The organism is Pleomorphomonas sp. PLEO (genome assembly GCF_041320595.1).
GTDB lineage: Bacteria > Pseudomonadota > Alphaproteobacteria > Rhizobiales > Pleomorphomonadaceae > Pleomorphomonas.
Window position 1 is genome coordinate 1,628,893 of sequence record NZ_CP166625.1, and the last position, 14,333, is coordinate 1,643,225.

The 14,333-nt window shown below is 62.2% G+C and carries 12 protein-coding genes; 5 read left to right on the forward strand and 7 right to left on the reverse strand.

The window, feature by feature from the left end; translation table 11 throughout:
• Positions 1 to 35: 35 nt before the first annotated feature.
• The 3 genes from AB6N07_RS07335 to AB6N07_RS07345 all read right to left on the reverse strand — a co-directional run bounded on the left by AB6N07_RS07335 (position 36) and on the right by AB6N07_RS07345 (position 2,762).
• The gene (locus AB6N07_RS07335) at positions 36 to 1,418 is read right to left on the reverse strand and encodes a ferric reductase-like transmembrane domain-containing protein (RefSeq protein WP_370677148.1); all 1,383 of its coding nucleotides are present in this window, start codon (positions 1,416 to 1,418) and stop codon (positions 36 to 38) included.
• 233 nt (positions 1,419 to 1,651) lie between these two features.
• Entirely contained in the window at positions 1,652 to 2,041 is a 390-nt protein-coding gene (locus AB6N07_RS07340; RefSeq protein ID WP_370677149.1) for an SgcJ/EcaC family oxidoreductase, read from the reverse strand.
• Between the two features lie 187 nt (positions 2,042 to 2,228).
• Positions 2,229 to 2,762: a GNAT family N-acetyltransferase gene (locus tag AB6N07_RS07345; RefSeq protein ID WP_370677150.1), complete on the reverse strand. Its 534-nt coding sequence runs from the start codon at positions 2,760 to 2,762 to the stop codon at positions 2,229 to 2,231.
• A 285-nt stretch (positions 2,763 to 3,047) separates the two neighbouring features.
• Here AB6N07_RS07345 and AB6N07_RS07350 point away from each other — a divergent pair, with 285 nt between their 5' ends.
• Positions 3,048 to 3,857 carry an autoinducer binding domain-containing protein gene (locus AB6N07_RS07350; RefSeq protein WP_370677151.1) on the forward strand — a complete coding sequence of 270 codons (810 nt, stop codon included), beginning with the start codon at positions 3,048 to 3,050 and terminating at the stop codon, positions 3,855 to 3,857.
• Positions 3,858 to 4,480: 623 nt separating this feature from the next.
• A complete protein-coding gene (locus tag AB6N07_RS07355) occupies positions 4,481 to 6,166 on the forward strand; it encodes a methyl-accepting chemotaxis protein (protein WP_370677152.1) in 1,686 nt (561 codons plus the stop codon).
• A 21-nt stretch (positions 6,167 to 6,187) separates the two neighbouring features.
• Here AB6N07_RS07355 and AB6N07_RS07360 read toward each other — a convergent pair whose 3' ends face one another.
• Positions 6,188 to 7,078, reverse strand: coding sequence for a LysR family transcriptional regulator ArgP (locus AB6N07_RS07360; protein ID WP_370677153.1), 891 nt, complete (start codon positions 7,076 to 7,078; stop codon positions 6,188 to 6,190).
• Positions 7,079 to 7,168: 90 nt separating this feature from the next.
• Between AB6N07_RS07360 and AB6N07_RS07365 the strand changes: the two genes are divergently transcribed.
• Both AB6N07_RS07365 and AB6N07_RS07370 read left to right on the forward strand, forming a co-directional pair.
• Positions 7,169 to 7,780 carry a LysE/ArgO family amino acid transporter gene (locus AB6N07_RS07365; RefSeq protein ID WP_370677154.1) on the forward strand — a complete coding sequence of 204 codons (612 nt, stop codon included), beginning with the start codon at positions 7,169 to 7,171 and terminating at the stop codon, positions 7,778 to 7,780.
• Between the two features lie 323 nt (positions 7,781 to 8,103).
• Complete coding sequence (locus tag AB6N07_RS07370; RefSeq protein WP_370677155.1) at positions 8,104 to 9,801, forward strand: methyl-accepting chemotaxis protein; 1,698 nt, start codon at positions 8,104 to 8,106, stop codon at positions 9,799 to 9,801.
• Between the two features lie 115 nt (positions 9,802 to 9,916).
• Here AB6N07_RS07370 and AB6N07_RS07375 read toward each other — a convergent pair whose 3' ends face one another.
• From AB6N07_RS07375 to AB6N07_RS07385, 3 genes are all read right to left on the reverse strand, one after another.
• Positions 9,917 to 10,258 (reverse strand): hypothetical protein, encoded by a 342-nt coding sequence (locus tag AB6N07_RS07375; RefSeq protein ID WP_370677156.1) that lies wholly within the window; start codon positions 10,256 to 10,258, stop codon positions 9,917 to 9,919.
• A gap of 139 nt (positions 10,259 to 10,397) precedes the next feature.
• Positions 10,398 to 12,068, reverse strand: coding sequence for a methyl-accepting chemotaxis protein (locus AB6N07_RS07380; protein WP_370677157.1), 1,671 nt, complete (start codon positions 12,066 to 12,068; stop codon positions 10,398 to 10,400).
• Positions 12,069 to 12,831: 763 nt separating this feature from the next.
• Positions 12,832 to 13,785, reverse strand: coding sequence for a LysR substrate-binding domain-containing protein (locus tag AB6N07_RS07385; RefSeq protein WP_370677158.1), 954 nt, complete (start codon positions 13,783 to 13,785; stop codon positions 12,832 to 12,834).
• 150 nt (positions 13,786 to 13,935) lie between these two features.
• On the opposite strand from AB6N07_RS07385, the gene AB6N07_RS07390 reads away from it, so the two are divergent.
• Positions 13,936 to 14,232 (forward strand): DUF1330 domain-containing protein, encoded by a 297-nt coding sequence (locus AB6N07_RS07390; RefSeq protein ID WP_370677159.1) that lies wholly within the window; start codon positions 13,936 to 13,938, stop codon positions 14,230 to 14,232.
• Positions 14,233 to 14,333: the final 101 nt, after the last annotated feature.

Sequence of the window (14,333 nt, forward strand, 5' to 3'; positions counted from 1 at the left end):
GAAGAACTGGTCGGCGTGGGGACGCCGACGAGGGATCAGCGCATTTCGAACAGTTCCTGGTGGAAGTCGGCTGGCTGAAGGCCGGCGCCGACCAGGTCCTTGCGCAGGATGGCGCCGAAGCCGGTCGGGCCGCAGAACCAGAAGCTGGCGTCCTTCCAGTCGGCAACGGTTTCCATGATCTGCTTGGCGTCGAGGTGGCCGTCGCGCGGGCTGACCAGGACGTGGAGGTCCACGCTGGCGGCGTCGGCATCGGCGCGCATCCGGTTGAGGGCGTCCTCGGAGACTTGGCGCGTGGTGTGGAAAAGGTGGATCTGGGTGTTGGCGGGGGTGCCGGCGCGTTCCCGCATCTTGGCAACGAAGGGCGTTATGCCGATGCCGCCGCCGATCCAGATCTGGCAGGGCTTGGCACTGTCGAAGGTGAACCGGCCGTAGGGGCCCTCGATTTTAACGCGGGCGCCCTTGTGGAACTCGCGGCGCAGTCCGGAGGTGAAGTCGCCCAGCTCTTTGGCGATGAAGCCGATGCGGCGATTGGCCGGATTCCAGGAGGTGGCGATGGTGAAGGGATGGGCGCCTTCCTTGAGGTCGGTGACGACGAAGGCAAACTGGCCGGGGCGATGGCCCTTCCACCTCTCGTCGACTTCGAGATCGACCTCCAGCACCTTGAGCTCGGGGTAGTAGTGCGTTTCGACCACCCGCGCCTCGGCGCCGGGGAAGCCGATGAAATGGCGGACCAGCGAGTAGACGCTGGCGATCGAGCCGGTCACCGCCATCGTCACGGTGGCCCAGCCGAAGGGCGTGGGCCAGTATTCCGGCCGCATCAGCACCAGCGCGTGGAAGGCGAAGACAAGGAACACCGCCGCCATCACGAAGTGCAGCTTCTGGAAGATCCGGTAGGGAATGAGTTTGACGAGCGCGGCGGCGATCAGCGCGATCAGCAGGAACAGCACGGGCTGGGCGATCATGTGGGCCAGGCCCATCAGGCTGGGGAACAGCGTTTGGGTGGCGGCGACGGCCGGGTCGATTACGCGCTCCACCGGCGCGGCGGCGCTGGCGGCGGCGGTAACGGTCGAGGCGACGGCATTGGCCGCAGCGGCGGCCGCTTCCACCGGCGGGCGGTGACCGCCGCCGGTCCTGACCAGCCAGTGAACGACGGCGATGGCCAGCGCGCCGATGCCGAGCCACTTGTGCAGCCGGTACATCTTGTCGAGCCCGCCCAAGCTCGGTTCGAGCCACTTTTGCCGGGTCGACAGGACCGCCGCGAAGGCCATCATGCCAAGCGACAGAAAGCCGGTGAGCTGGGTAAAGGCGAGCCCCATGCCGGCCGTGCTGGAAATGCCGGCGATGCCGATAGCGCTCGCGGCAAACACGGCCAGCAGCAGGAGGTTGAACAGCCCCAGCGTGGCGGAAATCTTGCTCATCATTCACCCCTAGAGACAGGCCACCGATACGGGTGCTTTAGGCTCTACCGGCCAATATTCGGTAAAAACCGGCCCGTCCGGCCGTCTCGTTGAGGGTGATGTAGTGTCAGCTGGCCGAATAATCTGCAACAATGTGTACAAAGGTGTAATCAGGCATCGCTATCTGGTTCTAGTGCTCGCGGCGATCTAGGATCGGCTGGCGGCCAGACGCTGCCGGCCGCCGATGCTTGTCGTCAGCCGTCGAGCAGCGACGTGCCGTAGGAATTGTCCACCGCGCACAGCCAGCGGCCGGCTTCCGACTTGCGAAAGACGTAGGTCGCCCGGCGGACGATCGGTTCCGCTTGGCCCTCCACGTCGAGCAGCGTTTCCATCAGCACCAGCGCGGTGTTGTCGGCGCCCTCGATCACTTGCATCCGGCCTTGCCGCACCTTCAGCGCGTTCTTGAAGTGGGCGGCGATCGCCACGAAGGCCTTGCGGATTTGCGTCTTGCCGGTGGCGTTGAGGCCGGGCTTGACGACCAGCGTGGCGTCGTCGGCGTAGAACTCCATCAGGCCGTCGAAGTCCTCGGCGGTGATGGCCCGGTCGGCGGCTTCGATCAGCTGCCTCAATTCATGTTCGGCCATGTTTCATCTCCAAGTTCGGCCCGGAGACGGCACAAAAAACCCGCCTCGCGGGCGGGTTGCTAAGAACAATAACGCGCACCCACCAATCAATCGATGGCGGGAATAATCGACGGGGCGAGGGCGCGAAGGTTGTCCATGGGGGATGGGTAACATGGAGGCGGCGGTGATACAACGTTCGGCGCGGCGGTCACTGGGACCGAGGCACTGGAATGCGGTAAATCACCGTCGGATGATCGAGGTCGTCCGTTTTCCTGAGGCGTCGGCTCCCCACAACCACGCCGCCCAGGCTCTCCGCCACACGCCGGCTTGGGTGGTTATATTCGACAACGGGGTAGGTGATCCGCTGCACGCCGGTCGCTCCCGCTGCCCAGCCGACCAGTGCCGAGACGGCTTCCCGGCCGTAGCCGAAGCCGTGAGAGGCCTCCTTGATCCAGACGCCGGCTTCCGCCTCCTCATCGCCGATGTTGTGCAGCCCTACGAGGCCGAGGAATTCTCCGGTCAGCGCTAGGCGAACCACCAGGAAGAGGTCCGTGCCGCTTGCCATTTTGGCAAACCAGGCCGAGGAGACTTCGGAGAAGGCGTCGAACGACGGCGATGGATCAAATGCCATGAAGCGGGTGAGCGTCGGCGTGACGGCGGCGAAAATCTCCGCCGCGTCCTCGGCTTGGAAAGCCGTGAGCCGCAGGCGAGTGGACGATAGCGTCGTGGTTGTGAAGTCCATGGTTAGGGCAGTCTCAATCGGAAAATCATCTTGCCGCTGCCCGACCCATACCGCGCATTCGTCCGACGACACAAGGATGAGATGAGCCAATCGCCGGCTCTGTTCGGCAGGCGACAGGGCTGACATCGCATGTGCCGGTAACGCCAAGCATCTCCGACAATTCGCGGCTTTCGATCGCCAGGTACGTGCATTTACGGCTGCATTTTTGCCGGGGGGCTATACCTTGAACATCACACGTCAAGCGCGAGACACCATGATCGACTCTCTCAATTGTATGGTCCGTGTTTGGCTATCCGGCACCACCAAGGTCGCCGATCGCTTGCGTATCCGCCCGCCATTCAGTCGACGCTTCATGCGATAATCCAGATGGTTGCTCAGCCCCATCATCAGGTGCTTCAGGAGTTCATCGAGAAGTCCAACAAGTGCCGAAATTATGGGGAGCTGAGCTCCGTCTTCGGCGATTACCTTGCCCGGCTGGGCATTGATATGTTTGCTTTCAGCTATGTCCATCATCAAAATGACATTGCCGGTCACGCGGTCCTGTCGAACTACCCTGGCGATTGGCTCAATCATTATGTGAGCCACAACTACATTACCTTTGACCCCATCTACCGGATTGGCTGGGAGAAAAGCGGAATCTTTGACTGGGCGTCCATTTCCAAGACGCATTCCCTGTCAAAGGACGAAGTAAGGGTGATGAACGAAGCCCGTGACGCCGGGCTGAAAGCCGGCGCCGCCGCGGCCATCCATCTGGGATATGGCGATCTCATCGGCTTCGGGTTCGCCAGCGCGGATCGCCACTCGTTTGGCAGGGACCATCTCAGCCAGCTCTATGCGATGGCCGGTCAGTTCCAGTTGGTTTACACCTCGCTGCTTCCCAATCCGCAGCTTCCGCAAATACGGCTGTCGGCGCGGCAGAAGGAGGTTCTGCGGTGGACCGCGACGGGCAAGACGCGCGCCGATATCGCCGACATCATGGGCATAACCGAAGACACGGTTGACGACCATCTTCGGCAGATCTTCCGGAAACTGCGCTGCAACGACAAGGTGGTCGCCGTCCTCAGGGCGGTGCAGCTCGGAGCTATTTCGATTTAGACCGCCGCGTCCGGGAGGTTGCCGCGTCACGCGATCCGCGTTTCATCCGGTTGATTTCATGGTGTATTTTGTCGTTTCCCTCTGACGACGTACCACGGAATTCCGTAGTACTCATGGCCGAATTCGCCGTTATCGTCGGCCTTATTGCACGGGTGGGCTTGCTGGCTTCCGCCCGAATAAGGTTAGTTTAGTTTTAGGGCCGTCGCCGAAATTTATAGTTCTTGGCATAGTCAAGGCAGCCGCCTCCGCGTGTATCGGGGCGGCTGTTCTTGTTATTGCCAATCGGCCTCAGGGTGACGCTTCCTCCTCTGCCGAACCAGGTGTGTCGGCAGGCTTAGAGCGCTATCCGATCTGATTGAATCAGATCGGCGCTCTAAGTTCTTGGTTTGGAAGCATCATCTTATCGATCCTCGTTTCACTCCGGTCGGATGATGCTCGAATCGAAGGTCTATCAGGGCCTATACTATATCTCAAAATAACAATGGCATTCCTACCAGGACGGGAAGCACTTGTGATTTCTTGCAATCACAAAATAACCCCATCCGTTATTTTCTTTACAGGTTATTCTTTTTTACGTCCGCACTGTGCAAGCTGGATTCAAACGACAATTTCCGGAGCTGGAAATGAACACTGTGCGTGGTCGGTTGTTCGCGGTTGTCGGCATCTTGATGATTTGCTTCATGTTGCTTTCTGTTTATTCGGTGGTCCAGTTTCGCTCGACGCTTTACACCGAGACGGATCACCGGCTGCAGAATCTCGTCGACAGCGCCTACGCCATCCTGTCCGGGTACCAGGAGAGGGTCGTCAAAGGCGAGTTGTCCGAGGTCGAAGCAAAGGGGCAAGCGCTCGCCGCGATCGGGACGATGCGCTACGACGCAACCAACTATTTCTGGATTCATGATCTGCGCCCGACCATGATCATGCATCCGATCAACACCAGCCTGAATGGAACGGATCTCACCTCCTACAAGAGTGGCGACGGGACCGCGATCTTCGTCGGCATGAACCAGGCGATCACCGCTGCCGGCGGCGAGGAGGCATCCTACAGCTATCAGTGGTCAAAGCCCGGCGCCGCCGCACAGGCGCTATTTCCGAAGCGGTCTTTCGTCAAGCTATTCAAGCCGTGGGGCTATGTCGTGGGAACGGGACTTTACGTCGACGATCTCGACGCCCGGACGTCTCGCATGACGGCGGTTCTCGGCGGCATCTGCGGCCTGCTTCTGCTCGTCGCAGCCGTCCTGTCGCTGTTGATCGTGCGCTCGATCTTGCAGCCCTTGGCTGGCGCCGTCAGGGAACTGCGGACGCTGGCCACCGGCAACACCGACCTCTTTTTAGAGGCGGCGGGCGGTCTCAAGGAGATTGCCGCCATCCGGCATGCCGTGGCCTATTTCCGCGATGCCATCATCGAGCGCAAAAAGCTGAGCGCCGAGCAGGAACAGGAAAACCAGAAGCAGCTCGACCGCCAGCGTCGGGTGGATGAACTCATCGGCGGATTCCGTGGCGATGTGACGCTATCGCTCGGCGAAGTCTCGACCACCGCCGGGGCGATGGCCAAGACCGCGACCAGCCTCAACGGCATTGCGGATTCGACCTCGGAGGAGGCGTCCAGCGCCGCCTCGGCATCCGAGGAAGCCGCTGCCGGCGCGGAAGCGGTCGCGGCGGCCGCCGAGGAGCTTTCAACCTCCATCCATGAAATCTCGCGCCAGGTGAGGACGACCAAGGATGTCGTTCGTAGCGCCACGGAAGCGGCGACGTCGACAAATCGCCGCGTCGATGGGCTGGCCGAAACGGTCGATCGCATCGGCACCGTCGTTCAGCTGATCTCCGACATCGCCGGGCAGACCAACCTTCTGGCCCTCAACGCCACCATCGAGGCGGCGCGCGCCGGTGAAGCCGGGCGAGGCTTCGCGGTGGTGGCCTCCGAGGTCAAGTCGCTGGCCTCGCAGACGGCGCAAGCCACCGAGGACATCTCAAAGCAGATCTCCAACATCCAGACGTCGACGGGAGAAACGGTGTCGGCCATTCGCGAGATCACCCACATCATGGGCGAAATCGACGAATTTACCTCGGCGATCGCCGCCGCCGTCGAACAGCAGGGCCTGGCAACGCAGGAAATCTCCCAGAACGTCACGGAAACGGCCAATGGCGCCAAAGACGTGGTTCGCGCCATGGCCGGCGTCTCCCGTGGCGTGCAAGAGACCAACCGCTGTGCGACGGACGTTCTCGGCTCCGCCAACAAGGTGACGGATCGCTCGGACGAACTCAGGACAACCGTCGAACAGTTCCTCAAGAAAGTCGCCGCTGCGTAACGAGCGCCATGGGGCGGCCTCTCACAGCAGCGCCGCCTTCGCCGCTGCCAGCACCGCGCGGGATAGCTCCGGAAATTGGCTGGAGACGAGGCGGCTCACCTGCCAGTGGAGCGTCACGTCCAGAGTGGCGCCGGGTACCAGCTCCACGAGGCGGCCGGTGGCGAGGTGGCCCGAGACGAGCTGGGTGGGGTTGAGCCCCCAGCCCATGCCGAGCAGGGCGGCTTCGACAAAGCCCTGCGTCGACGGCAGCCAGTGGGTGGGGCCGGGCTCGGTTGCGCCAAGCGTTGTCATCGCCCAATCCTGTTGCAGGCCGTCCTTCTGGTTGAAGGTCAGCGCTGGCGCCTGGGCGAGCGCCTCGGCGGTGACGCCGTTCGGGAAATGGCGGGCCACGAAATCCGGGCTGGCGGTGGCGTGGTAGCGCAGGCGGCCGAGCGGGCTGGTCTTGCAGCCGGCCACCGGCTTGGCGAGCGAGGTGACGGCGGCCACCACGTGGCCACGCCGCAGCCAGTCGGCCGTATGGTCCTGATCGTCGACGGCGATCTTGAGCAGCGCCTTGGAACTCTGGGTGAAGGCCGCCGCCGCCGGCATGAACCAGGTGCCGAGGCTGTCGGCGTTGACGGCGATATCCAGCGTGATCGGACCGGACAAGGGGTCGCCGAGGCCGGGCAGCCGCTCGAACAGGTCGTTTTCCAGCATGCCGACCAGCTCGACATGGCGGCAGAGCCAGGCGCCCTTTTCGGTCGCCACGCAGGGCGTGCCGCGCTCGACCAATACGGCACCCAGCCGCTCTTCCAGAAGGCGCACCCGCTGCGAGATGGCCGAGGGCGTGACGGAGAGCGCCTTGGCGGCCTTCTCGAAGCTACCGGTGCGGACAATGGCGGCGACGGCAAGCGCAGCGGAATAGTCGATCATCGGTTAGCTCGGCTAATTCAGAGTAAGAAGGATTAATTTGTCTAACCCCCTGGGTATGGCTACTGCAAGCCTCGTAAACAGGGGGCGTTTGTGGATTTTTCGGCCTATCTCTCCGGGCTCGGCATGGGGCTGAGCCTGATCGTCGCCATCGGCGCGCAGAATGCTTTCGTGCTGCGGCAAGGCCTGAAGGGCGGCCACGTGTTCGCCGTCTGCCTGACGTGCGCGCTGTCCGATGTGGCGCTGATCATCCTGGGCGTCACCAGCTTTTCCCGCATCGCGGCGGTGCTACCGTGGCTCGATCCGGTGATGCGCTTCGGCGGCGCCGCCTTCCTGGCCTTCTATGGCGTCAGGAACCTGATGTCGGCGCTGCGTTCGCATGGGGCGCTCGATGTCGGCGGAGCCAACGGGGCAACGCCCTTGATGCCGACGCTTGTGGCCTGCCTTGCCATCACCTGGCTCAATCCGCATGTCTATCTCGACACGGTGGTGCTGCTCGGCACCATCTCCACCCAATATCCGGGGCGGGAGGCGGCGTTCGCCTTGGGCGCCATGACGGCCTCCTTCGGCTTCTTCTTCTCGCTCGGCTATGGCGCGACCAAGCTCCGGCCGATCTTCGTCCAGCCCATGGCGTGGCGCTTGCTCGAGGGCGCCATCGCGGTGATCATGTGGACAATCGCCGGCAGCCTGGTGTTGGGAGGATAAAGGGGGCTATGGCCGATTGCGCGTCAACGGTTGCACTGGCCATCCACGCCGGCTTCATTTCGAAATCGTAAAAGGTTATTTTCTGGTTAAAGATAAATTCTATGAAATATACGTCGCCTTTCGGTAAAAACGAAAATAGCACTATTGTCTATTTAAATTTATCTTGAGAGCGAAATGTATGCCGGATCGATGTATATTACTTTCAAGTTATATTGACTGCCATCATTTTTTATTTTGATCTCGAATTTCTTCGAAATTAACATCTTGCGCACAGCGTACCAGTGCCGCCATGCCGAATGGTGTGGGCCCGGAGGATTGGTTCGATGTCGTTCAAAAATTGGTCGATGATTTGGAAAGTCATCAGTCTCCTGCTGTTGCTCGGCACCGTGAGCCTTGGCGGAGCCCTGTATTCCGCCTCTCAGATGCGGACGATCAGCGGCAGCTACGTGACGCTGCTCGATGGCCCCAGCCAGGCCGTGCTGGCGCTGGCCCGCGTTGGCCGCATCATCTATCAGACCCAAGTGGTGATCTACCGTTACGCCGTATCGACGACCGATGCCGGCAACTCCGCCGCGGCCAAGGCCTTGGTGGAGGTGCGGCAGGGCTTCAAGGACCGGATCGCCGAAGCCGTGAAGTTCGCCCCGACCGAGGCGGCGGGCACGGCGGCGGTCGGCCGATCCTACGAGGTGGCGATGGACGGCGCCTGCGCCGAAACCATAAGCCTTTCTGCCAGTTCAACGGATGCCGCTGGCACGGTCAAGGCGATGACGGCGATGCAGTCCACCTGCGCGCCGGCGCTTGAGCAGGTCTTCGCAGACGCGTCCAAGGTCTATATCGGGCTCGCCAAATACCTCGGCACGCAGTCCGAGGCCGCTCAACAGCAGGTAACCTTCACCGTGACGTTGACCATTGGCATGATCGCTCTCGGTACGCTGTTGGTGATCGGCCTTGCGGTCGGGCTGGTGCGCGGCGGCCTTGTGGCGCCGATTCGTGTCATGATGGGAACGATGGAAGCGATGGGGCGCGGCGAACTTGGCGCCGCCGTCGCAGGTACCGAGCGCCGCGACGAGGTAGGAGCCATCGCCAAAACGCTGGAAGTGCTGCGCAAGATGCTCGGCGAGGCGGATCTCAGGCGGGTTGAACAGGCTGGCGCCGAGGCGTTGGCACGCGACCGGACGTCGAGGCGGGCGACCAACGCCGACGCCTTCGTCGCCCGGATGCAGTTGCTGGTGGCCGGCCTTGCGCGTTCCTCCGGTGAAGTGGCCGACGCGGCCAAGAATTTGTCGGCGACTGCCGAAGAGACGACGCGCCAAGCACAAGCCGTGGCAAAGGCGGCCGAGGATGCCACGACCAATGTGCAGACCGTGGCTGCCTCCTCGGAAGAGTTGGCTGCCTCCGTTCATGAGATCAACGGCCAGGTGACGCATTCGGCACAGGTCGCCGACGACGCGTTCGCCGAGGCGGAAGCCTCCAACAAGCGCATCGCCACCTTGGCGACGGCCGCCGCTGCGATCGGCGAAGTCGTCAACCTCATCAACGGCATTGCCGACCAGACGAACCTGTTGGCCCTCAACGCGACCATCGAAGCGGCGCGGGCCGGCGATGCCGGCCGGGGGTTCGCGGTGGTCGCCTCGGAAGTGAAGCAGCTGGCCGCTCAGACGGCCAGTGCGACCGACGGGATCTCAGCCAAGGTTGCCGAAATCCAGAAGGCAACGGAGGACACGGTCAAATCGATGGTGGAAATCGTCCGGACGATTTCCAGCGTAAAGGATATTGCCGCATCGATCGCCGGAGCCGTCGAGGAACAAGGCGCGGCCACCAACGAGATAGCCCAGAACTGCCAGCGCGCCGCCCACGGCACCGCCCAGGTGACGAGCAATATCTCGGGCGTCGGCCATTCGGCGGAATCGACCGGCGCGGCCTCGACACAGCTGATGGCGCTGTCGGACGGCCTTGAGACGCAAACCACCGAGCTGCAGCGGGCGGTCGAGACCTTTGTCGCCGAGCTCAAGGCAGCCTGAGGATCGGCATCGGAAGATATCCGTCGTGTTACTGGCGAGACCTGGCCCGGAGCGTACGCCTCGGGCCATTGTCGTTGGTTGAGGTGGGCCTGGCACAAAGGCGCGGGGCGCCCCCTCAGCTCCGACCTGCTTTTTCAGGCCGTTCTCCCTCGGCCTGCCGAAAGACAAGCCGGGCGTCGGGTGCCTCTTTGTGAATGGCGGTCGGCATATGGGCCTGAAGCTCGCGGCGGAAACGGGCAGCGTTGCGAGAACCCCAAACGCCGACGAAACGTTCGCCGGACGTGTCGTTCTTGAACACGGCCACCCCGCCAAAGGCCGAAGACAACCCGCCTTCTCCCCAAATGCCACCGCCGCCGTAAACGGCGACAACCCGGTCGAGCGGCGCGAGACTGACGACCGTGTCGCCGGATGGCGCAAACGCGGGACTTCGGAAGAGATAGACGGGGCAGGGGGACATCATTTCCCTAGCTTATGCCATGCGCCAAGAGGCGCAAGGAGCACCCTTTGATGGGGGTGCGTTCTCTGGACTACCCTTCCAAAACACGAAAGCCGGCGATGGTGTCGCCGGCTTTCGATTGTCGCGGAACCCGGCTGTCTCAGGCCGCCGCGAACTTGACGACGAAGGTCTCGACCACCGATTTCAGGTTCTGGGCTTTCGTCGATAGGCCGGTGGACAGGTTCATCAGCTGGGTCGAGGCGGCGCCGGTCATCTCGGCGGCTTGGCCGACGCCGGCGATGTTCTCGGTGACCTGGTTGGTGCCGATGGCCGCCTGCTGGCAGTTGGTGGAGATCTCGTTGGTTGCCGCGCCCTGTTCTTCCACCGCGCTGGCGATGGCAGACGCCACTTCCTTGATGTTGGCGATCGTCTTGACGATCGAGGTCATGGAGTGGACCGTGTTGTTGGTGGCGTCCTGGATTTCGCCGATCTTGGTCTCGATGTCGCCGGTTGCCCGCGCCGTCTGGTCGGCGAGTTGCTTGACCTCGGCGGCGACGACGGCAAAGCCCTTGCCGGCCTCGCCGGCCCGCGCCGCTTCGATGGTGGCATTGAGCGCCAGAAGGTTGGTCTGCTCGGCGATGTTGCGGATGATGTTGACGACGTCGCCGATCGCCGCGGCTGAGGAGGCGAGGGTGGAGATGCGGGCGTTGGAGGCCTGCACTTCGCCGAAGGCCAGGTCGGCGACTTCAGCCGAGTGATCGACCTGCGCGCTGATCTCGTGCACGGAGGCGGCCATTTCTTCCGAGGAGGCGGCCACCGTCTGCACGTTGCTGGCGGCCTGTTCGGCGGCGGCGGCGACGGCCTGCGCCTGGCGGGCGGTTTCCTCGGCGGTGGCGGCAAGGCCGTGGGCGCTGTCGGCGATCTCGGCCGAGGACTCTGCGAAGTTGGAGGCCAGACCCGTCATCTCGGCGACGAACGCGTCGGCCAGCTTCTGGCGCTGTTGCAGATGTTCGCGCTCTATATGCTCGCGGGCCTCGCGCTCGGCGTGGGCCTTTTCGTCGGCGATCATGCTCTGCCGACACTTCTCCAGCACACCGCCGAGAATGCCGAACTCGTCGCGCCGCGCAGCGATGGTCACAACGAAGTTCTTTTCGCCCCGGCCGAGGGCCTGGACGTAGGCGATGGCGATGCCAAGTGGCCGCATCACCGAAATGGCGCTGACAAAGGCGATGGTGACGGCGACCAGCGCAGCGACGACGCCGATGCTAAGTTCGATGACGACGCCGCTAGCGGCCCCATCGATGCCGGCCTTGCCCGCCTGTTCGGCGAGCTGGCCGTAATTGGTCGACAGCTCGGTGCCGAGCGCGTCGATCTGCGGGTAGATCGCCGCCAGCTCGGAGCGCAGGTTGGAGTTGATGGCGCCGGTGTCTCCGGTCATGATCTGGTCGGCCAGCGTCTTAACCCCAGCATGATAGCTCTTCAGCGTCGACGCCATGTCGGCCGCCTTCGCCTTGCGCGTGGGATCCTGCGTGTTCGCAGCTACTTCGTCGAGCTTGGCCTCGGCGGTTGTGAAGGCCTTGCCCATGCGGTCGAAGATCTCGGCTTGCCGCTTGGGTTGTGCCAGCGCTTCGTAGAAGGAGGCGCGGCCCATGGAGATCTGCTTCAGCGCCATCTCCATGTTGAGGTTTAACGTATAAACACGTACAGACTCCTTGGTGTAGGCCGAGGAGTCCGTCAGATATACATAGCCGGCCATTGCGACGGCGATGAGCATCAAGGTTACGAGGCCAAAGCCCGCGTAGAGCCTGTGGGAAATCTTCAGGCGATCCATAACTTCACCCCCGATGGAACAGCATGGAATTCAATTAATATAAAAAGGTATTTGTTTTGTTAACGCTGTGTATAGATAGACTGGTTGAGGGAAAAAGACGTGGGTACTGGTATTTATGACAGGCCATGGCGCTGATGAAGTGCCCCGCTATCTGATGGGAGTGATATGTAGATACGCGAGGACCCCTTTCAAACTAAGTATTGTTCACATAAAAACCGGGCGATATCTGGATATATATTATAGGTCTGTTGGTGATTTTGGGGTGCTCCCCCTCAGGGTAACGTCACATATCTTTATTTTCCTATGGATGGCTTATAGTCAAACGAATGTCTTCGTGGTGTTATGTTTGGGTTTTTGATGGTAAAATTTTTCTTAATTTGTAGACTTATTCGGCTTTATGCATGTCGTTCTGAGATTTTTTATGAGTCTATATTTGAATTCGATACCCGTCGGTAAAGAATGAAATTGCGCGCCGAAGATGTGTTGTCGGTTGCGTTGCCATCAATTTGGCCACCTGCGTGTGTGGCGTTGGGAAATTCTGATCGGCGATTTGATGCCGCAGGTTGTAGCCGGCGGTTGAGCCTCTTTCCGGCGGAATACGTGGGGGCTTCCAGCGCTTTTCCCTGGGTCTGCCGCGTGCCTATGCAGGTCTCCGGTCTGTTTTCTCAAACTGCGTGATCAGATGATCGCGCTTATATTTCGAGTTGTATGGTGGGGTGGCCACACCTCGCTGAAGAGAAACGAGGGCCGTGGAGTCCGGCCTTCACGCCGCGAATTGACGCAGGGCGGAAAGCGGGACGCGCAGCTCTTGCATGCCGGCGAAGGCCGTCAGGAGATAATCGACGGTAACGCGGACGCGCGGCGCGATCAGGGCCCGGTGTGGGTATTGCAGCGTCATTTCGAAGCCGCCGGGGTGGTGGCTTTGAAGCAGCAGTGCTTTCAGTGAGCCGTCGACCAGATGTTTCCAGGCATGGTGGACGCCCACTTCGGCGACGCCGGCGCCGGAGAGCGCCGCCGCCGTCAGCGCTTCGGGCGAGGACAGGGTGAGCACGGCCCGCTCGGTGTTGAGCGTTGTCAGGCTGCCATCGCTGGCGCGGAAATTCCACGGCGACACCCGGCCGCCCAGGAAACGGCGCGTCAGCAGCCTGTGCCGGCCGAGATCTTCCGGCGTGCGCGGTGTGCCGTGAGCGGCGAGATAGCCGGGCGAGGCCACCAGCACCAGGTTCATCTGGCAGACCGGCCGGGAGATCAGGGAACTATCGGCGATGTGGCCGCCGCGCAGCGCCATGTCGTATCGATCGTGCACCAGATCGACCAGCCGGTCGTCATAATCCACCTCGATGGCAAGGCCGGGGTATTGATCGATGAGGCCGGGCAGGATCGGCGTCAACTGCTCGCGGCCGAAGCCGACGCTGGTGGAGATGCGGACGCGGCCGGTCGGCGTGGCCCGATGGGCGATCACCGCCTCGGCCGCCTGATCGAGGGCGGCCAGCGCGATGCGCGCCTCACGCAGGAAGGTCTCGCCTTCCTCGGTGAGGTTGAGGGTGCGGGTGGTGCGGTTCATCAGCCGGACGCCCAGCGCCTTCTCGAGGCCGGCGATGTTCTTGCTGACGGCGGCCGAGGAAATGCTCAGCGCCCGGGCGGCGCCGGCGAAACTGCCGGCATCGGCGGCGTTGATGAAGGACAGGATGGCGCGAACGCGCTGGGTGGAATCCATGGCTGACTCTCGTGGCAAGGCTCTCGGCCGACGCACTCGTCTGTCTATTATCAATGTCAGGTTATGTAATCACCAACCCGACGGCGTCTTCAGATCATCAATAGGGCTGACTTATATAGCTGCCGAGCCCCAACGGCAGAGAGAAGTTCAATGTCCGCGCCCGCCTATTTCATCTTCCACACCACCATTGACGACCACGAGGCGATCGCGCCCTATCTCGCCTCGGCGATGGCGACGGTGACTGCCTTCGGCGGCCGGCGCCTGCTGATGGGTGGCCCGGCCACGGCCGTCGAGGGCGAAGCGCCGGCGGGCATGACGGTGATCCTCGAATTTCCCGGCAAGGCAGCGGCCGAGGCCTGGTACGCCTCGCCGGTTTATCAAGAGATCATCGGCATTCGCCTCGGGGCGTCGACAAGCGACGCGTATCTCGTGGAAGCCGTAGCCTGAACAATCCTCTTTCCCCCAAACAATCGCAAGGTTCTGGTCCGCGACCTATAGCAGCCACAGCGCCTCATCCTGCCTGAGGTCCCCCGCCTTCGCGGAGGATT